The organism is Nocardia sp. 852002-51101_SCH5132738 (genome assembly GCF_001665695.1).
GTDB lineage: Bacteria > Actinomycetota > Actinomycetes > Mycobacteriales > Mycobacteriaceae > Nocardia > Nocardia nova.
On sequence record NZ_LZML01000098.1, the window covers coordinates 74,298 to 92,459 of the forward strand.

19 protein-coding genes are annotated in these 18,162 nt (G+C 70.2%); 6 read left to right on the forward strand and 13 right to left on the reverse strand.

The genetic code is table 11. From position 1 onward, the window contains the following. The first annotated feature begins 120 nt into the window (after window positions 1-120). The 3 genes from rpsT to A5789_RS13285 all read left to right on the forward strand — a co-directional run bounded on the left by rpsT (window position 121) and on the right by A5789_RS13285 (window position 1,594). A complete protein-coding gene (gene rpsT / locus A5789_RS13275) occupies window positions 121-384 on the forward strand; it encodes a 30S ribosomal protein S20 (protein ID WP_039777096.1) in 264 nt (87 codons plus the stop codon). Window positions 385-583: 199 nt separating this feature from the next. Then, a complete protein-coding gene (locus tag A5789_RS13280; RefSeq protein WP_155525739.1) occupies window positions 584-1,201 on the forward strand; it encodes a phosphatidylinositol-specific phospholipase C domain-containing protein in 618 nt (205 codons plus the stop codon). Window positions 1,202-1,246: 45 nt separating this feature from the next. Beyond that, window positions 1,247-1,594 carry a hypothetical protein gene (locus A5789_RS13285; protein ID WP_064902690.1) on the forward strand — a complete coding sequence of 116 codons (348 nt, stop codon included), beginning with the start codon at window positions 1,247-1,249 and terminating at the stop codon, window positions 1,592-1,594. 35 nt (window positions 1,595-1,629) lie between these two features. Here the strand turns inward: A5789_RS13285 and holA are convergent, their stop codons facing one another. The 12 genes from holA to A5789_RS13345 all read right to left on the reverse strand — a co-directional run bounded on the left by holA (window position 1,630) and on the right by A5789_RS13345 (window position 14,385). Continuing rightward, complete coding sequence (gene holA, locus A5789_RS13290; RefSeq protein ID WP_063015521.1) at window positions 1,630-2,604, reverse strand: DNA polymerase III subunit delta; 975 nt, start codon at window positions 2,602-2,604, stop codon at window positions 1,630-1,632. Continuing rightward, a complete protein-coding gene (locus A5789_RS13295; RefSeq protein WP_082940684.1) occupies window positions 2,601-4,187 on the reverse strand; it encodes a ComEC/Rec2 family competence protein in 1,587 nt (528 codons plus the stop codon). Before A5789_RS13295 ends, holA begins: the two co-directional genes overlap by 4 nt. A gap of 77 nt (window positions 4,188-4,264) precedes the next feature. After that, the gene (locus A5789_RS38550; protein WP_369817503.1) at window positions 4,265-5,074 is read right to left on the reverse strand and encodes a ComEA family DNA-binding protein; all 810 of its coding nucleotides are present in this window, start codon (window positions 5,072-5,074) and stop codon (window positions 4,265-4,267) included. A 624-nt stretch (window positions 5,075-5,698) separates the two neighbouring features. Then, window positions 5,699-6,541 (reverse strand): DegV family protein, encoded by an 843-nt coding sequence (locus A5789_RS13305; protein ID WP_064902688.1) that lies wholly within the window; start codon window positions 6,539-6,541, stop codon window positions 5,699-5,701. 17 nt (window positions 6,542-6,558) lie between these two features. Beyond that, window positions 6,559-7,314: a diglucosylglycerate octanoyltransferase gene (gene octT / locus A5789_RS36555; protein ID WP_064902726.1), complete on the reverse strand. Its 756-nt coding sequence runs from the start codon at window positions 7,312-7,314 to the stop codon at window positions 6,559-6,561. Between the two features lie 496 nt (window positions 7,315-7,810). After that, entirely contained in the window at window positions 7,811-8,452 is a 642-nt protein-coding gene (locus A5789_RS13315) for a histidine phosphatase family protein (protein ID WP_063015533.1), read from the reverse strand. A gap of 131 nt (window positions 8,453-8,583) precedes the next feature. Continuing rightward, complete coding sequence (rsfS, locus tag A5789_RS13320) at window positions 8,584-8,988, reverse strand: ribosome silencing factor (RefSeq protein ID WP_064902687.1); 405 nt, start codon at window positions 8,986-8,988, stop codon at window positions 8,584-8,586. Beyond that, entirely contained in the window at window positions 8,985-9,626 is a 642-nt protein-coding gene (nadD, locus tag A5789_RS13325; RefSeq protein WP_030512813.1) for a nicotinate-nucleotide adenylyltransferase, read from the reverse strand. Before nadD ends, rsfS begins: the two co-directional genes overlap by 4 nt. Window positions 9,627-9,692: 66 nt before the next feature. Continuing rightward, the gene (locus A5789_RS13330; protein WP_064902686.1) at window positions 9,693-10,337 is read right to left on the reverse strand and encodes a hypothetical protein; all 645 of its coding nucleotides are present in this window, start codon (window positions 10,335-10,337) and stop codon (window positions 9,693-9,695) included. A gap of 233 nt (window positions 10,338-10,570) precedes the next feature. Beyond that, window positions 10,571-12,016, reverse strand: a complete 1,446-nt coding sequence (locus A5789_RS13335; RefSeq protein ID WP_064902725.1) for a VWA domain-containing protein — start codon at window positions 12,014-12,016, stop codon at window positions 10,571-10,573. Between the two features lie 48 nt (window positions 12,017-12,064). After that, window positions 12,065-12,958: a MoxR family ATPase gene (locus tag A5789_RS13340; RefSeq protein ID WP_030512810.1), complete on the reverse strand. Its 894-nt coding sequence runs from the start codon at window positions 12,956-12,958 to the stop codon at window positions 12,065-12,067. A 158-nt stretch (window positions 12,959-13,116) separates the two neighbouring features. Continuing rightward, on the reverse strand, window positions 13,117-14,385 hold the full coding sequence (locus tag A5789_RS13345) for a glutamate-5-semialdehyde dehydrogenase (RefSeq protein WP_063015519.1): 1,269 nt from the start codon (window positions 14,383-14,385) through the stop codon (window positions 13,117-13,119). 92 nt (window positions 14,386-14,477) lie between these two features. Here A5789_RS13345 and A5789_RS13350 point away from each other — a divergent pair, with 92 nt between their 5' ends. The 3 genes from A5789_RS13350 to A5789_RS13360 all read left to right on the forward strand — a co-directional run bounded on the left by A5789_RS13350 (window position 14,478) and on the right by A5789_RS13360 (window position 17,531). Continuing rightward, window positions 14,478-16,070, forward strand: coding sequence for an MFS transporter (locus A5789_RS13350; RefSeq protein ID WP_063015518.1), 1,593 nt, complete (start codon window positions 14,478-14,480; stop codon window positions 16,068-16,070). Between the two features lie 82 nt (window positions 16,071-16,152). Further along, entirely contained in the window at window positions 16,153-16,611 is a 459-nt protein-coding gene (locus A5789_RS13355) for an SRPBCC family protein (RefSeq protein ID WP_064902685.1), read from the forward strand. A 50-nt stretch (window positions 16,612-16,661) separates the two neighbouring features. Further along, window positions 16,662-17,531, forward strand: coding sequence for a ribokinase (locus A5789_RS13360; protein WP_064902684.1), 870 nt, complete (start codon window positions 16,662-16,664; stop codon window positions 17,529-17,531). Here the strand turns inward: A5789_RS13360 and A5789_RS13365 are convergent. Then, on the reverse strand, window positions 17,506-18,069 hold the full coding sequence (locus tag A5789_RS13365; protein ID WP_063015515.1) for a TetR/AcrR family transcriptional regulator: 564 nt from the start codon (window positions 18,067-18,069) through the stop codon (window positions 17,506-17,508). The genes A5789_RS13360 and A5789_RS13365 overlap by 26 nt on opposite strands. Window positions 18,070-18,162: the final 93 nt, after the last annotated feature.

Below are 18,162 nucleotides of genomic sequence, written 5' to 3' on the forward strand. Positions count from 1 at the left end.
GCCTCAACTGGTAACCTCGATCGTCGGCGCGGCGCTACCCGTTTCGGTGTAGTGCGCCCAGAGACTTTTCACGAACATCTAGAGCACATCAACTGACGAGAAGGAATCAGAGGAACAGGCGTGGCCAACATCAAGTCCCAGATGAAGCGGATCCGCACCAACGAGGCGGCGCGGGTGCGCAACCAGTCGGTGAAGTCCGCGCTGCGCACCTCGATCCGCAAGTTCCGCGAGGCCGCCGCGGCGGGCGAGAAGGACAAGGCGCTCGAGCTGATGCGTTCGGCGAGCCGCAGCCTGGACAAGGCCGCCTCGAAGGGCGTCATCCACGCCAACCAGGCCGCCAACAAGAAGTCGGCCCTCTCGCTGGCCTTCAACAAGCTGGGCTGATTTCCCGGGTTCCGGCCGCGGCCGGAACCGACGCGGCTGATTTTGCCGCACAACAGCATTCGCAACGCCGCCGTGGCAGAGGATCTGCATCGCAGATGACCACGGCGGCTTTTGTCGTTGATTCGCGTCCGCTAGCGTGGTGCGGGTGTGGGGTGGGGAAATTCGCAGAAGCACGGGCCTTTTCCTCGTGGTGGCGGCGGTGTCGAGCGCGCTGCTGACCGGGTGTGATCAATCGACGCCGACCGCACGATCCGCCGCCGCGACGCGGTCGGCATCGGCCGCGCCGGGCACCGAGGCCGCCGGGATGCCCCGGGCCGCCACCGCCGGCGCGATCGATCACCTCGACTCGGCGAGCAATCCGGACTGGATGGGCGCATTGCCCGACAGCACCTCGCTCGGCGAGATGTCCGTTCCCGGCACCCACGACACCCTGTCGATCCACGGCGGTAAGGCCGGACCGGCCGTGGTCACCCAGGAGAAGTTCGATACCGGTTGCACCGAGCCGACCTGCGCCTCGCAACGAACCCTGAGCACCCAGCTCGAGGCCGGCATCCGGGCGCTCGATATCCGGGTCCGGCGCGACGAGGCCGGCAACCTCGGCGTACAGCACGGCAGCTTCTATCAGCAGGCCGGTCTCGACGACGTGCTGCGGGCGGGCGAACAATTCCTGAATCGGCATCCGCGCGAAACGCTCCTGATGCGGGTGAAGGCCGAATGCACGAACGAGGACAAGACGTTTCAGTGCGAGGACGCGGGTGGGCGACCGCCCGACCCACCGCTGCTGGATCGGTACCTGAACGCGCAGCCACGGGTGTAGCGACCGGCGGCGACCGGACCGGTCGCGCTTCCCCGGCTGGGTGAGGTGCGCGGCGCCATCGTCGTGATCCGGGCCGACGGAATCGACGACCGTGGTCTGCCGATCGACGCACAGGATCTGTGGGACAAACCCACGCGCGAGGACAAATGGGCGTCCGTCGTCGCCCACCTCGCGCAGGCCCCGGCCATCGGCGCCCACGCCCTGTCGATGGACTTCCTGTCGGCCTCCGGGGTGCCCGACCCGGCGAAATTTCCCCACCGCTACGCCGAATACGAGAATCAGCGCGCACTCGACTATCTCCGCTCCCGTCCCGGCACGGCGACCGGCGTCGTGATGACCGACTTCCCGGGGCCCGCACTGGTCGGCGAGATCATCGCGCACAACCACCGCTAGATCCGGACACATTGCACGAGCGCAGCGGCCGCGGCTCAGTGCGAGGCGGCGTGCAGATCCAGGATCGCGGCCAAGGCGTGTTCGAGCGCGTAATCCGTATCGGCCGCACCGCCTTTGACGTCGGCATTGAGGGCGGCCACCACGTGCAGGGCGTTGCCGATGGTGGCGGCGGTCCAGCCGCGCGCCTGGGTCTGTGCCTTCTTCACCTTCCAGGGCGGCATGCCGAGTTGCGAGGCCAGCGCGAACGGATCGCCACGTCCGGCGGATCCGACCCTCGCGATGGTGTGTACGGAATCGGCGAGCGCGTCGGCGAGCAGAACGGCGGGAACGCCACGGTCGGTCGCCCAGCGCAATGCCTCCATGGCCGCGGGGCGGTCACCGGCGACGGCAAGATCGGCGACCTCGAAGCCGGTGACCTCGGCACGACCGGAGTAGTACCGGCGCACCGCGTCGACATCCACCTTGCCGCCGGTATCGGCGGCCAGCTGGGAACAGGCCGCGGCCAGCTCTCGCAGATCCGATCCGATCGCCTCCACCACGGCCTGCACCACGTCACTCGAAACTCGCACGCCGGCGGTGCGAAATTCGTTGCGCACGAATTCGTTTCGCTCGTTCGCCTTACCGATCTTGGCGCAGTTGTGCACGTCGGCGCCCTGTTTCTGCAAAGCCGGCGCCAGCGCCTTGGCCCGGCCGCCGCCGGAATGCAGAACCACGAGCACAACTCCCTCGGGCAGATCACCGGCGGCCGCGGTGACCAGCGCCACCGCGTCCTTACCGGCCTCCGCGGCGGCCTCGAGCACGATCACCCGATCCTCGGCGAACAGCGAGGGGCTCAGCAGTTCGGCCAGTTCGGCGGCACTCGCATCCCCCGCCCGCAGCCGATCCACCGGCATCGCGCTTGGATCGTTGGTCGCGGCCCGCGCCTGCGCCACGATCGAGGCGACCGCCCGTTCGATGAGCAGTTCCTCCTCACCGAGTACCAGATGTAAGGCAGCCAGGTGATCGGTCACGGCACGATCCTACGGGTGGGCGGTGACAGGTTCACCGACCCGTCGCCTTGTCCGGGTGGCGGCGCCGGGCCCGCATGTGTGCGAGTGCGGCGCGAGCCGAGCCGGGCGAGCACGGCGACACCACAGCCGATGAGCGCTCCGGCCAGTGCCGCGCCCGTCGCGCCCGCGGGCATCGGCAGCGAAATCCCCAGCGCCGCCCCGCGTTCGGCGACGAAGAGCAACCACCACAGCGGCGGCTCGGCCAGGTTCAGCACCACGATCGCCGCCGGTTGCCAGCAGCAGGACAGGACGGCCGCGCCGACGCCGAGCAGCGTGATCGGCGCGACGACGGGTTCGACCAGCACGTTCGCCACGATCGCCACACCGCTGACATGGCCGGTGAGCGCGGTGATGATCGGCGTGGTGACCGCGAAGGCCGCCGCCGCGACACCGAACGCCTCGGCCACCAGCGGGGGCCAGCCGCGATGTTCGAGCCACTGCGACCAGATCGGCGCCAGCAGGATCAGACCCGCGGTTGCCAGCACCGACAGGGCGAAGCCGAGGTCGACCGCCAGCTGGGGCGAGAACGCGATCAACACGATCACCGCGGCGCACAGCGCGGGGAGCGCCTGTTTCCGGCGTCCCGTCACCATTGCCAGCACCGCGATCGCGCCCATCACCGCCGCCCGCAATACCGACGGCGACGGGCGCGCCAGAATGACGAATCCGATGAGGGCCAGGCCGGCGAGTACCGCGCCCCAGCGCGGGTCGAGTGTCAGAGCGCGGGTCGCGAGCAGCACGGCGGCCAGGACGATCGACACATTGGTTCCGGACACGGCGACCAGATGGGTGAGATCGACCGCCCGGAAGTCCTCTCGCACGTGATCCGGCAGCCGGGAGATGTCGCCGTCGATCAGCCCCGGCAGCACTCCGGCCGCATCCGGTGGCAGTGCACGCCGGGCCGCCTCGGACAGATTCTCCCGCACCGTCGCGGCCGCCGACTGCCACCACGGGCGCGGGCCGACGCGGCTCGGCGGACCCTGGGCCCGCAGTACGGCGACCGTCAGATCCCGCCGCCACGGGCGATCGAGCCGTGCCCGGAACGTGACGTGCTGCCCCGGCACCAGATCCGACCAGATCCGCTCCGGCATGATCACCGTCACCGCCGCATCGCCGTGCACCGATGTTGCGCCGTAACGGAATTCGCGCACCGTCGCGCGCATCGACCATTGCCGTCCACCGAAGGAACGGACCGGGAGGGGTTTCGGATCCCCCGCCACCATCTCGACCGTCACCACACTGCCCGCCGCCAGCCGCCCGAGGGGGTGCGCACTCACCCGATACGCGTCCCACGACGCCGCCACCCCGAACTCGGCGGACGCCAGCAACGCGGCCAGCACCACCCACCACACCGCTCGATGCGGCACCCGAAAACGGCTACGTGCCAAGAGGATTCCGAGTCCGGCCGCCGAGATTGCGAGCCCGGCGCACACCCACACACCGGCTCGCCACCCCAGCGATATGCCCGCAATGGTCACGCCCCAGCACCCCAGCGCCGCGGGAAGCAGCCGCGCGTCCACTGCAGCGCCACCGGGACCGGCCATCCCCCGTTCCGCACCGTCGCAGGCGGAGTCCGAGGCCCGCTCGGGCCGGACTCGACCGCCGCTCGATCCACCGCGGTTCACAGGGTGACCTGATCGCGGAGACGGTTGAGCTTGGCGGGACCGATGCCGGTGACTTCGGCGAGCTGGTCGATGCTGGTGAAGCGGCCGTGCTGAGTGCGCCAGCCGATGATGGCGGCGGCGGTGGTGGGGCCCACCCCGGTGAGAGAGTCGAGATCCTGTTCCGTCGCCGTGTTGAGGTTGACCTTATGTCCCCGTGGCGCGACGGCGCCCGATGTCGAGGCCGGATGCGGTCCACCCGGAACGACCATGCTGCCGAGGCGCGGGCCGCTCGCGGGAGCGGGCGCGCCGACGACGATCTGGTCTCCGTCGGCGAGCCGCTGGGCGAGATTCAGCCCCGCGAGGTCCGCACCGTCTCGCGCGACGGCCACCGCGACAGCGTCGGCGACGCGTGTTCCCGGTGCGAGGTGCAACAGTCCCGGATGTTCGACCAGACCGATGACGCTGACCACCAGATCGCCGCCGGGAGCCGACGACGGCGTCGCCCGGCCGGGCGGATCGGACCGCACGGCCAGTCCGGGGCCGTCCACCGGTGCGGGGGCCATCGAGGTTTCGGCGGCGTCGGTGCGCACTGCCGGTAGCGGCGCCACGGGCGCTGCCACCGGATCGTCTCGATGCGCGGCGGCCGCCGCCACGATGACCGCCGCCACGCCGGCACCGGCCAGCACCCACACTCCTTTGCGCCCGGGATCCACGCGAACTCCCCGGAATCGCTCCGGAACCAGCCGCTGCCAGATCGTCACCGATCCCACCGGTTCGCTGAGCCACTGCGGAATTCGCGGACTCTCCGGCGCCTCGGAAAAGGTCACCGCCGCGCCGGTCGCCGCGGGACCTTCCTCCCCGTCCCGGCCGTCACCGTCGCATCGGTCGAGGGCTCCCGCACTACCAGGAGGCGCCGCGGCATCGTCGCGACTCTGCCGGATACGGCTCGGCGAATACGGCCGCCTCGGCCAAGTCCCGCCGTGTACGCCGGTCCGCCCACCGGCGGCGTCCTCGTCCCGGCCGGCGTCCACACCCGGTCGCGTTGCGACCATGGTTCGGCCGCCGTCGGAGCCGCTCACCGGTTCGGCGGGCGGACCCGGTTCGCTACCGCGCGAGCCGAAATCCCGGCTCCCAGAGGGACCGCCCGAGGGATCACGGCGCTGTTCGGGCGAGTCCGCGGGTGATCGGGCGAGGTCCCACAGCCCGTCGTGGGTCGGGTCATCCGGACCGGGGGCGGGGGTGCCGAGCGTTGCCGGCCTGGGTGATACGTCGTGCAGTCGCTGCCGCAGTAGGGTCCGATCCTCGTGTCGCGCCATGACGGTGACCGTATGTGCGCGGCGGGCCGTGACTCGGCGCGCGAACTGGGGTTTCGGAATGTCTGGGGACAGCGTCCGAGCTGTGGACAACCCCCGGTGCGGGGGCGGAACTCGTCGGCCGGCGGTGGTACGCGCTCAGCCGCAGCCGCCGGGGACCACCAGGACGCCGACCGCACCGGTGCCCACGTGCACGCCGAGTGTCGGGCCGAATTCGGCGGTCACGAGCTCCCGCATACCGGGAATGAGTTCGCCGAGCTGTCCGGCGATCGTGGCCGCCGCCGCGGCGGCACCGAGATGCTGAACCGCCACCGCCGCTCCGTCGTCACCGGCCGCATCGACCGCTGCGGCAACGAGTTTCGCGAAGGCCTTGGATCGCGTCCGCGCCTTCTCCCGCAGCTCCAGTTTGCCGTCGACGATCTGCAGTATCGGCTTGGTCACCAGTTCGGTGCCGAAGAACATGGCCGCGGTGCTGAGCCGCCCGCCGCGACGCAGCTGCTCGGTCCGATTGACGACGATGAACGTGCGAGATCGCCCGGCGGCGGCGACCGCGGTGTCGTAGACGACATCCAGCGCCGCACCCGACTTCGCGCGACGGGCCGCGGCGAGTACGGGCAGCCCGGTGCCCAGGCCCGCGCTCAGCGAATCCACCAGTCGCACCCGGGCGGCGGCATCCATATCCTGCACGGCTTGGCGCCCGGCTTCCCAGGTCGCCGAGAGCTGACGCGAAATATGCACGGCCACGACACCCTCACCCTCGCTGAGCTCCAGGGCGCGCTCATAGGCGGCGCGCAATTCACCCGGGGAGGCGGACGAGGTCGTCACCGTGGACGCGCCGTAGTCGATCTCGCATTCGTCGACACCCTCGGCGATCGCACGATCGTCGACCAGCACATGCAGCGGCACCACCACGATGCCCAACTCCGCTACCAGTTCGGCGGGAACGCTCGCCGCCGAATCCGTGACCACCACGACGGTCATCGGCTATCCGCACCGATTCATGCACCGGCCTCGACCGAACGCACCTCCGACAGCACCTTCACCATGGCCCGTGCCACCGCGGCATGTCCCTCCCAGCCCCAGTGGATCCCGTCCGGATTCGCCTCGCCCGAAAAAATGTCGTCGCGCACGGCTTCGCCCAGATCCACCAGCGGCACACCGGATTTCGCCGACCATTCCCGCAGCGCACGCACCGCGGGCGCACGCCCGGTGTGGACCCGGCCGTAGGCCTCGCAATCGTGCACCGAGGGCAGTACCGAGACCACCGGCAGATCCGGCCGCAACTGGGCCAGCGCATGCCGTGACTGTTCCAGGTAGTCGATGCTCACATGCGGCGGAAGTGCCACGGGGCGACCGAGTTTCGACAGCCGCGGTTGCAGCCACTGGTAGCCGGTACGCACCTGCCGGCGCAGCACCGGGGGGCGCAGATACCGGATCAATTCGCGCAGCGCCGTCGGTAGCGGCGACGGCAGCGTGTCCATCCCGCCCGTGGCCAGGACGACCGCTCCCGCGCGCGGCACCGCGGCCCACACGCGCGGATCGCCGATGAGTGCCCAATAGGCGTCGCGGCAGGTCCAGCCGATGCGCGCCACCAATTCGACGTCCCAATCGAGTTTCGCGGCAACCAGATTCGGCCAGATCCGCGGATGGTCGGCGGGCAGGCCGCCCTTCGGCCCGAAGTACGACAGCGAATCCGCGATCACGACCAGCACGGGCCGCGCCGAAGCCTCGGATGTGCCGGCCGCGTCGCCGATGCTCGGCTGCGCATCCGCGGAGACCGCGTCGTCGGTTCCCGATACGGCGTCGACGGCCGCGCTCGACACGGTGCGCTCGCCGGGAGTTGCCGCGCCGGAACCGGTGTCGGACTTCCCGTGGGCATCGAGCGCCGCGTCGGCGTCATCGGCTACCGCCGCGTCGCCGGATACGGCGTGCGTAATCGCCGCCTCGGTGGACGGCGTCGTCTCGGAACCGCCGGGCACGCTGTCTTCCCGCGCGTCCGCGGCCGGTTCCGCATTCTCCTCTGCCTCGGTGGGCACATCCGCGAGAACGGCCGGCGGACCGGTCGATCCGCCGTCGTCGTCCGCGTCGCCCGATTCGGAAGCCGCATCGGATTCCCCGGCCGGTTCCACCGGCGCGACCGGACCGCCGAACAGCGCGTCGGGCAGCCGCCGGACGGGCCCTTCGGAGGCCTTGCGCAACAGTTCGTCGGATACCTGCCGGACCGGTTCGTCCCGGTCGTCGGAGGAGCGTTCAGAGGACATCAGGAGCTACCTTCGCCGCCGCATTCCACACATCCAGCCGCCAACCCGGCTGCTCGATGCCCGGACCGTGGCTGCTCAGCTGCACCCAGCTGGTATTGGCCAATCCGCCCAGGATCGGCCATTTGTGCTCGGGCAGCTCCAGCAGCGCGGCGGTCAGGGCCGCGATCAGCCCGCCGTGCGCGACCAGGATGATGGTACGGCCGGGCCAGTCCGCACGCTCGGCGAACAGCTCGCGAACCACCGGCAGCGCCCGCGCGCCGACCTCGAGTTTGCTCTCCCCGCCCGGCGGGGTCACGGTGGGATCCAGCCGCCACGCCTTGCGCGCACCCGGATACCGCGCATCCACCTCGAGATGGTCGAGACCTTCCCAGTCGCCGAGGCTGGTCTCCCGCAGCCGCGCATCCCGCACGACCTCGAGTCCGCTGTGTTCGGCCAGGGCGAGTGCGGTGTCGTAGGCGCGGCGCAGATCCGAGGAGACGATCGCGACGGCGTCCTGGGAAACGAGATCGCGCGCAGCGTCTTTCGCCTGGCGCCGGCCCAATTCGCTGAGCTCGGTGTCGATCTGGCCCTGCATCCGGTCGGCGGCGTTCCATTCCGTCTGTCCGTGTCGCAGCAGGATCAGCCGGCGCACCCCCGGATACTTCGTCGCCCGCGAGCCGGCCGCCGCCGCAACACCTTCGGCCGCGTCGCTCCCACCGGATTCGATGCCGCGCTCCCCGGCCTGTTCGGGTTCACGCGCGGTGTCGCCTTCGGGCCTGCGGTTCACGCGGGGTCCCCGCTACCACTCGCCGGAGCCTGCGCGGGAGCCGCCAGACCCGGCACCTCGACCTGCGGGCAGTCCTTCCACAACCGTTCCAGCGCATAGAAATTGCGCTCATCGCTGTGCTGGATGTGCACCACGACGTCGACGTAGTCCAGCAGCACCCAGCGACCTTCACGAGTGCCCTCGCGGCGGACCGGCTTTTGCCCGGCGAGACGCAACTTCTCCTCGACGTTGTCGACGATCGCGTTGACCTGACGCTCGTTCGGCGCGGAGGCGATGACGAAGCAGTCGGTGATCACCAGCTGATCGGAGACATCGAGGACGACGACGTCGGTCGCCAGCTTCTCGTCGGCGGCCCGCGCGGCGACCTGCGCCATCTCCACCGCCTGTGCCGATGCCGTCATTGGCTCACCTTCCCGTTCCCTCCCGGCACGTACAGGTGCCGTTTCGATATGTACTGCACGACGCCGTCGGGAACGAGGTACCACACCGGACGCCCCTCGGCGGCGCGGCGACGGCATTCGCTCGACGAGATCGCCAGGGCCGGGATCTCGATGACGGTGACCGCATCGGCCGGCTGATTTCGCAGATGTTCCTCGAGGTGGTCGACATTCAATTCGTACCCCGGACGGCTCACCCCGACGAACTTCGCCAGCTCGAACAGTTCCGCCCAATCCTGCCATGTCAGGATGCTGGCCAGCGCGTCCGCACCCGTGATGAAGTACAGATCGGCGTCCGGATGCTGATTCTGCAGGTCACGAAGGGTGTCGACGGTGTAGGTGGCCTTCTCCCGGTCGATGTCGGCGCGGCTGACCGTGAACCGCGGATTGGATGCGGTGGCGATGACCGTCATCAGATAGCGGTCCTCCGCCGGAGAGACCTGCCGTGAGGATTTCTGCCACGGCTGCCCGGTGGGTACGAAGATCACTTCATCGAGGTCGAACCGGTTGGCGACCTCACTGGCGGCAACCAGATGCCCGTGATGGATCGGATCGAACGTACCGCCCATCACGCCCAGTTTGCGCCGGCCTGTGTTTTGCACGAATGCCGAGCTTACTGGGCGGGCCCGGGCGGGGGTGGGTCTCGTCGGCGATCCGGTGCTATGAGCTCATCGCGCCCGCCGCGCCGACAGATACGCCCGCACCATCGCGGCCGGGTTGCGCGCCGCGCGCCGGGACCGGGTCGCGGCCTCGATCAGGTCGCGGTGCAGTTCGTCCCACTGGGGCCGGCCGGCGACGGCGGCCGCACCCGCTGTGTAGGCCCGTGCCGCGGCACGGTGGCGGTGGCACTGTTCCAAGCAGCGTCCGAGCTGCTCGTACAGCACCGCGACTTCTTCCGGCGGATAGGGCAGCGCATCGCAGCCGAGGGCCTCGGCGTACAGGGTGGCCGCGCGGCGGTGGTGACCGCGGCGGTAGTGGACGCGGGCGGCGAGCAGCGTGTGATGGGCCACGTCGGCAGGGGAGATACCGGTCCAGCTCGCGGCCGCGGCGGCCGCCGCGGCCGCCAGGTCGTGCTCACGGCCCGGCTGGTTGGCGACCGCGGTCACCACCAGCGAGTACAGCCGCGCGCGTTGTTCACCGGAGAGAACGCCCGTGCCACAGTGCAGAGCCTGCAACAACATTCGTTCGGCGACGGCAGGGCTGGTGCCGAGCAGGGCGGTCGCGGCCTCGGTCAGTTCCCGTGCCCGCAGCCGGAGATCTCCCGGCGCCGGTTCGTCCGATGCGGGTGCCGGGCATTCGGACGCAGCCGGCACGGAGCCGGATCGCTCACGATCGGGGGGCCCGCCATCGGGAAACTCGGCGGGCTCGGCATCCCGGTCGTGGGGATCTCGTTGCGCCGCAGGGGCGCTCGGCTGGTCGACGGGGATTTCGTCGGCGAACTCCCCCGATGGGCACGGCACGCGCGAATGATCGACGGCCCGCCTTGGAAAGCGCTTAACAGCCGCTGATGGTTCCGGGCAAACGGCTCGCTATCCCTCCTCGCGGCCTAGACCGGAAGCAGCCTGCTCACCACACCGGTCAGCTGGCGCGCCGACCGGCATTCGTGCATCTCGACGACCTCGGCGTAGCGGTTGGCCGCCGAATCGCCGGTGCCCCACATCTTTTCGGCCTCCGGATTCAGCCAGTGCGCGTGCTTGGCCACCTGGACGAGTTCCCGCAGCGTATTCAGCGCCGGATCGCGATAGTTGGTGCGGGCGTCGCCGAGGATCAGCAGGGAGGTACGGCTGGTCACCACATCCGGCCAGTCCTCGGCGAAACCGCGCAGCGCCGCACCGTAATCCGAATGCCCCTCGAATCCGACCACCTTCGTCTCGGTGAAGATGCGCCGGGTCACCTGATCCAGCGGTGTGACCTGATCGAAGATGTGGGTCACCTCGTCCACCTGGTCGACGAAGGCGAAGATCCGCACCCGCGAGAACTGCTCACGCAGCGAATCCACCAGCAGCATGGTGAAACTGGAGAATCCGGCGACCGATCCCGAGATATCGCACAGCAGCACCAGATCCGGGCGACCGGGCCGGGGCTTCCGGGTCTGCAGCGTGATCGGCACCCCACCGGTCGACATGGATTTGCGCAGCGTCTTGCGCAGGTCGATCTCGCCGCGCCGGGACCGTCTGCGCCGGGCGGCGAGCCGGGAGGCCAGCACCCGGGCCAGCCGCTGCGAACCGCGCCGCAGTTCGGCCAGTTCGTTCTCCGAGATCCGCAGGAAGTCGGCATCCTCGGCCTGGCGCTGAACACCGTAGGTCGCCACCCGCTCGCGGCCCAGCCGCTCGGCTACGCGCCGCCGGGTCTCGGCCTCGACCGTGCCGCGAAACGCCTTGACCCGTTCCCGGGCGGCGCGGCGGGCGACCTCGGTGTCGAACTCCGAATTGTTCTGCCCGGCGGCCAATCCCGCGAGGATCTTGCTGATCAGCACCTCGGGCTGCACATCCTTCAGCGTTTGATACGCCGAGAACGACGGCCCGTTCGCCGACTGGTACTGCCCCATCTGCTCGACCATCTGCGCGGCCAGATTCTGCAGCTGCCGGGTCTGGTCCCCGGTCGGCTCGGCGGCCAGCATCTCGGCCAGCATGCGCCGCAATTCGAACAGGTCGATTTCACCGTCGTCGCGCCGCGGGAGCTCGATGTCCTCGGCGCCCGCGCGCTCCCCCAGTGCGGCGGGGAACCACAGCTCGAACAAGCCGTCGAAGGTGGCGCGCTGGGTGGGCCGGCGCAGCAGCGCACAGGCCAGGCCCTCGCGCAGCATCTCGCGATCCATCAGATCGACCACGGTGAGCACTCGGCCGGCGTCTACCGTTTCCGACGGGCCGACCGGAATTCCCCTGGCGCGCAAGGCTTCCACGAAGCCGACCACATGCCCGGACAGTCCGTGCGGCGCGGTCTCGCCGGGTTGCGGGGCACCCTGCGCCGCGGTCGCGGACCTACCCCGCAGCGCCGCGGACACCAGCGCGCGGGGGGTGGTGCGCTTACCGGACACGGCTCAGGCCAATTTCAGCTCGGCCAGGGCGCGCTGATGGTCGCTCTGGTGTTTGAGCACCACGCCGAGCGTCGCGCGCACGGTCTTGTCGTCGAGATCCTTCAGTCCCAGCGCGAGCAGCGTGCGGGCCCAGTCGATGGATTCGGCGACCGACGGCAACTTCTTCAACTGCATCCCGCGCAGCACGTGCACCACCCGGACCAGCTGTGCGGCCACCGCCGGTTTCAGCTCCGGCACCCGGCTCGCGAGGATGCGGCGCTCGAGTTCCTCGTCCGGGAAGTCGATGTGCAGGTAGAGGCAGCGGCGCTTCAGCGCCTCCGAGAGTTCGCGGGTCGCGTTGGAGGTGAGGACCACGAACGGGCGGCGGGTCGCGGTGATCGTGCCGAGTTCGGGGACGGTGACGGCGAAGTCGCTCAGCACCTCCAGCATCAGGCCCTCGATCTCGACATCGGCCTTGTCCGCCTCGTCGATCAGCAGCACGGTGGGGTCGGTGCGCCGGATAGCGGTCAGCAGCGGGCGCTGGAGCAGGAATTCCTCGCTGAACACATCGGCTTTGGTGTCGGCCCAGGCGTTCCCCGAATCCGACCCACCGGAGGTCGCGGACTGGATGCGCAGAATCTGCTTGGCGTGGTTCCACTCGTAGAGGGCCCGCGCCTCGTCGATCCCCTCGTAGCACTGCAGGCGGACCAGTTCGGCATCGGCGACCTGGGCCACCGCGCGCGACAGTTCGGTCTTACCGACGCCGGCGGGTCCCTCGATCAGCAGCGGCTTGGCGAGCCGGTCGGCCAGGAACACCGAGGTGGCGGTGGCCTTGTCGGCCAGGTAGCCGGTGGTGGCCAAGCGGTCGATCACATCGTCGACCGAGGCGAAAATCGGCTCGTGCACGGTCGTCTGCACAGTTGGGCCCTCCTTCGGGAACAGCGCAGCCCACTGCAGGTATGCACCGTAAAGTCCAGCTGCTCACGACGGTACACACCCGCGGGCCGGGTTCGATACTGCGGTGCCGGCGAGACCACAGGCCCGACCGGCACCGACGGTCACGGCCGGGGACGGGTTCAGCTCGGCCGAATCTGGCCGTCGCCCCACACGATCCACTTGGTGGAGGTCAGCTCCGGCAGCGCCATCGGACCGCGGGCGTGCAGCTTCTGAGTGGAGATGCCGATCTCCGCGCCGAATCCGAACTGCTCGCCGTCGGTGAAGGCGGTGGAGGCGTTGACCATCACCGCGGCCGCGTCCACCCGGGCGGTGAACTCGCGGGCTGCCTTCAGATCGGCGGTCACGATGGCCTCGGTGTGGCCGGTACCCCACTCGTTGATGTGGTCGACCGCGGCGTCGAGACCGTCGACGACCTTGAGCGCGATATCCAGCGACAGATATTCGTCGGCCCAATCCTCCTCCGTCGCGGGAACCAGGCCGGGCAGATCGCCGTGGATGGTGACCTGAGCCCGTTCCAGCGCGTCGATCAGGCGCGGGACCGCGGTCTCGGCGATCGCGCGGTCGATGAGCACCGTCTCGGCGGTATTGCAGACGCTGGGCCGGCGGGTCTTGGAGTTCAGCAGAATCGATTCCGCCATCTCGAGATCGGCGGCGGCGTGCACGTAGACGTGGCAGTTGCCGGTGCCGGTTTCGATGGTGGGGACCCGCGCGTCGCGCACCACCGCGTTGATCAGCCCGGCGCCGCCGCGCGGGATGACCACGTCCACCAGGCCGCGGGCCTGAATCAAATGAGTGACGCTCGAGCGATCCTCACTCGGCAGCAGTTGGACCGCGTCGGCCGCAAGCCCCTGGGCGACAAGGGCTTCGCGCATGACCTCGACCAGGGCGGCATTCGATCGGGCCGCCGAGGAAGAGCCGCGCAGCAGGGCCGCGTTACCGGATTTCAACGCCAGGCCGAACGCGTCGACGGTGACGTTCGGGCGGGCCTCGTAGACCATGCCGACCACGCCCAGCGGCACGCGCACCTGCCGGATCTCCAGGCCGTTGGCCAGCGTCGAACCGCGCAGCACCTCGCCGACCGGATCCGGCAGGCCGGCGACCTGACGCAACCCGGAGGCGATGCCGTCGATGCGCGGCTCGGTCAGCCGCAGGCGATCCAGCAGCGAGGCCGCGGTGCCGCCCGCCTCCGCGGTCGCGATGTCTTCGGCATTGGCGGCCAGGACGGCATCCTTCGCCGCGAGCAGCGCATCCGCCGCGGCGTGCAGGGCCGCATCCTTCTGCGCGGTCGTCAGCTGTGCCAGCGTCCGCGACGCCACCCGAGCCCGCCGCGCCGCCTCGTGCACCGCCTCGCGCACGGTATCCACTTCGCCGACAGTTCCAGCAGTCATGGTGAACAGCCTACTGACCGGGACGCGGACGCCGCCGCCGGATAACCACCGAACGCCCGCTGTGCGTCGGTGCCCGCCGCTACCGTGTCCTCATGGTCGCCACCATCCGGTTGTCGTCGGGTTCGGGTCGCTGGGTTCTGCTGGCCACGGTGCTGGGCTCGGGAATGGCGATGCTGGACGCGACCGTGGTCAATGTGGCCCTCCCCCGCATCGGCGAGGAATTCGGCGCCTCGATGGCGGGTCTGCAGTGGACGGTCAACGCGTACACGCTCACGCTGGCCGGTCTGATTCTGCTCGGCGGCTCACTGGGCGACCGATTCGGACGGCGGCGGATCTTCGTCGTCGGCGTGGTGTGGTTCGCGCTGGCCTCGGCGATCTGCGGTGCGGCCCAGGGTATTCCGATGCTCATCGCCGCCCGCGCGCTGCAGGGCGTGGGCGGCGCGCTGCTCACGCCCGGCTCACTGGCGATCATCCAGGCCTCTTTCGCGAAATCGGATCGCGCCCGCGCGGTGGGCGCGTGGTCCGGCCTCGGCGGAGTCGCCGGCGCGATCGGCCCCTTCCTGGGCGGATGGCTGGTCGGCGCGGCCGGGTGGCGCTGGGTGTTCCTGCTGAACATTCCGCTGGCCGCGGTGGTGGTGCTGGTCGCGGTGCGGCATGTGCCGGAGACCTACGGTTCCGGCACGTCCGACGGCTCGGCGACCACCCGCCCGGCTCCCGAATCCGGCGGCCGGGCACACGAGGGCTTCGATGTGCTGGGGGCGTTCCTCGCGGCACTGTGCCTGGCAGGCATCACCTACGCACTGACCATGGCACCCGAACACGGGAGCAGCCGGGCTGCCGTGGTGGCGACGGCGGTGATCGGCGTGCTCGCCGGGGTGGCCTTCGTCGTCGTCGAACGGCGGCGCTCGGCGGGGCACGACGCGCCCGGACACCACGGGCCGCCGCCGATGCTGCCGGTCGAGATCTTCGCCTCGCGGCAGTTCAGCGCGATCAACGCGGTCACCTTCGTGATGTACGGCGCGATGGGCGTGGTGTTCTTCCTGCTGGTGCTGACCCTGCAGGTGGTGGCCGGTTTCAGTCCGATGGCGGCCGGGACCGCGATGCTGCCCGCCACCGTGCTGATGCTGTTGTTCTCGGCCCGCTCGGGCGATCTGGCTCAGCGCATCGGACCGCGCATCCCGATCACCGCGGGTGTGCTGCTGGCCGCCGCCGGGATGTTGCTGATGATGCGGATCGGCACCGACGCCTCCTACGTCACCGATGTGCTGCCCGCCGCCTTGGTGTTCGGCCTCGGACTCACCCTGGCCGTCGCACCGCTGACCGCGACCGTGCTGGCGACGGCCGACGAACAGCACGCGGGGGTGGCCAGCGGCGTCAACAATGCCGTCGCCCGAGCGGCCGGATTGCTTGCGGTGGCGGCTGTCCCGCCGCTCACCGGACTCACCGGTGCCGCCTACACCGACCCCGCCGCCTTCGAGCGCGGGTTCCACCAGGCCATGCTCATCTGCGCGATCGTGATGGCCGCGGCCGCGGCACTGACCGTGGTCACCGTCCGCGACGACGCGCTCGAGAGCGCTGGTCCCGAGGCCGCGCCGCAATGCAAGGTCAACTGCCCGGTCGCGGGGCCGCCCCTGGAGCCCCGGCATGCCGAATCCACGTCCGGCCCGGTCGAGAGCCAGGAGTGAGCCGCACGCACGGAACAGCCTGTGTCCGAACACTCTTCGCGGCCGCGTTGTCGCCGATTCCCGCGGATGATTCGATGGTGTCATGGCAGATATCGACAAGGTGGTGTCGGCGGAGCGTGAGGTCGCCGCGCCGGCCGGGCACATCTTCGAATTCATCGCCGATCCGGCGCAGCAGCCGCGATGGGACGGGAACGACAATCTCGACCGGGCGGAGATCGGGCAGCGCGTGCGGAGCGTGGGTGATGTCTTCGCGATGACACTCACCAACGGGAGTGTGCGCGAGAACCACGTGGTGGAATTCGAGGAGGGACGCCGGATCGCCTGGCTGCCCGCGGAATCCGGGCAGCGGCCGCCGGGACATCTGTGGCGCTGGGAGCTCGAACCCGTCGACGAGAGCCGGACCCTGGTGCGGCACACCTACGACTGGACGCGGCTGACCGACGAGGTCCGGCTGCCCAGGGCCCGGGCGACGACCTCGGACAAACTACTCGGGTCGCTCGACCGGCTGGCCGCGGCGGCGACGGCGGCCGACCACGCCTGACGGCGGCGACGTTCGAGCCCGCACCCGCCGCGGCGGGTTACGGTGCGCGCATGGCACGGATCGCAGTGGTCGGCAGTATCAACATGGATCTGGTGACTCGCACGCCGCGGCGGCCGCGGCCCGGTGAGACCGTCCTCGGCACCGCCTTCGATACGGTGCCCGGCGGAAAGGGCGCGAACCAGGCGATCGCCGCTCGGCGTGCGGGCGCGGCGGTCGATTTCGTCGGCGCGGTCGGAACCGACGTCTTCGGCGTCGAGTTGCGAAAAGTGCTCGAGGACAACGAGATCGGGACCGCCGGACTGCGCACCGTCGAGGGGGCCAGCGGGACCGCCACCATCGTGGTCGACGACGCCGGCGAGAATACGATCATCGTCGTCGGCGGAGCCAATGCGGAGCTGTCCGGGCTCACCGACGGTGATCGCGCCCTCGTCGCCGAGGCGGATATTCTGCTGTGCCAGCTGGAAATTCCGGTGGAGACCGTGCTCGGCGCCGCCCGCTGCGCACGTGAGCACGGCACTCTCGTTCTGCTCAATCCGTCCCCCGCGCGATCACTGCCACCGCAGCTGTGGGAGGCGGTCGACATCGCGGTGGTCAACGAGGGCGAAGCGGCTCAATTGGATTCGGAACTCCGGGCGGTCCCGCATGTGCTGACCACCCGCGGCGGCGAGGGCGCGCGCTATCGCGGCCCCGAGGGCGAGCTCTCTCATCCGGGCGTGCGGGTCGAGGTGGTCGACACCACCGGCGCCGGGGACGCATTCACCGGCGCATTGGCCGCACACTGGCACGAGGGCCCCGCGACCGCTCTGGCGTGGGCCTGCACCGCCGGCGCCCTGGCCACCACCGTCGTCGGCGCCACGGCGGCGATCCCCACCGCGGCGGCGATAGAGCGGGCACTCACTTCGCGGTGTGGCGAGCGATGAGTTCCGACATCTGGGCGCCCACCCGTTCCAGCGGTGCCATCGAACGTGTCGCCAGGGACAGGATCACCGCCCCCTCGAGCGCCGCGACCACCGTGGTGGCCAGCGATATCGCGAGATCCGGTGCGACGTCCTCGGTTTCGAGACGTTCGGCGAGGATGGTCTCCCATTCGGTGAAGGTCGCACCGGCGGCGTCGGCGGCTTCGGGCGCTTCCGACCGGCCCAGCGCGGCCGCGACGATCGGGCAGCCGGCGGTGAAGTCGCTCGCCGCGAGCTTCTCGCGCCACAGCGCCGGGAAGGCGCCGACACACGACGCCACGTCGGCCCCGGCGGTGATCGTGCGCAGCAGCGCGCTGTAGGTGGCACCGGCCGCGCGGGTCGCCTCCGCGATCAGTTCCGATTTACCACCGGGGAAGTTGAGGTACACCGAGCGGCGCGAGATGCCGCTGTGGTCGAGCAGCTGCGCGATGCCGGTGCCGGCCACACCGTTGCTGCGCATCAGATCCACGGCGCTGTCGATGAGCCGGTCGCGGGCTCCCATGATGCGACCCCTTTCCTCGTGCACCCTGCACGGTCCAGCCTACCGTTGCCCTAGACCGATCGGTGTACTACTGTGCCGACTATACCGATCGGT

Bases quoted from the DNA above. Each gene is read 5' to 3' on its own strand.
- A5789_RS13360 (WP_064902684.1), top strand. From the start codon at position 16,662: ATGGCACGGATCGCAGTGGTCGGCAGTATCAACATGGATCTGGTGACT.
- A5789_RS13305 (WP_064902688.1), bottom strand. From the start codon at position 6,541: ATGACCGTCGTGGTGGTCACGGATTCGGCGGCGAGCGTTCCCGCCGAA.
- rsfS (WP_064902687.1), bottom strand. From the start codon at position 8,988: ATGACGGCATCGGCACAGGCGGTGGAGATGGCGCAGGTCGCCGCGCGG.
- A5789_RS13355 (WP_064902685.1), top strand. From the start codon at position 16,153: ATGGCAGATATCGACAAGGTGGTGTCGGCGGAGCGTGAGGTCGCCGCG.
- A5789_RS13365 (WP_063015515.1), bottom strand. From the start codon at position 18,069: ATGGGAGCCCGCGACCGGCTCATCGACAGCGCCGTGGATCTGATGCGC.
- A5789_RS13295 (WP_082940684.1), bottom strand. From the start codon at position 4,187: ATGGCCGGTCCCGGTGGCGCTGCAGTGGACGCGCGGCTGCTTCCCGCG.
- A5789_RS13345 (WP_063015519.1), bottom strand. From the start codon at position 14,385: ATGACTGCTGGAACTGTCGGCGAAGTGGATACCGTGCGCGAGGCGGTG.
- A5789_RS13350 (WP_063015518.1), top strand. From the start codon at position 14,478: ATGGTCGCCACCATCCGGTTGTCGTCGGGTTCGGGTCGCTGGGTTCTG.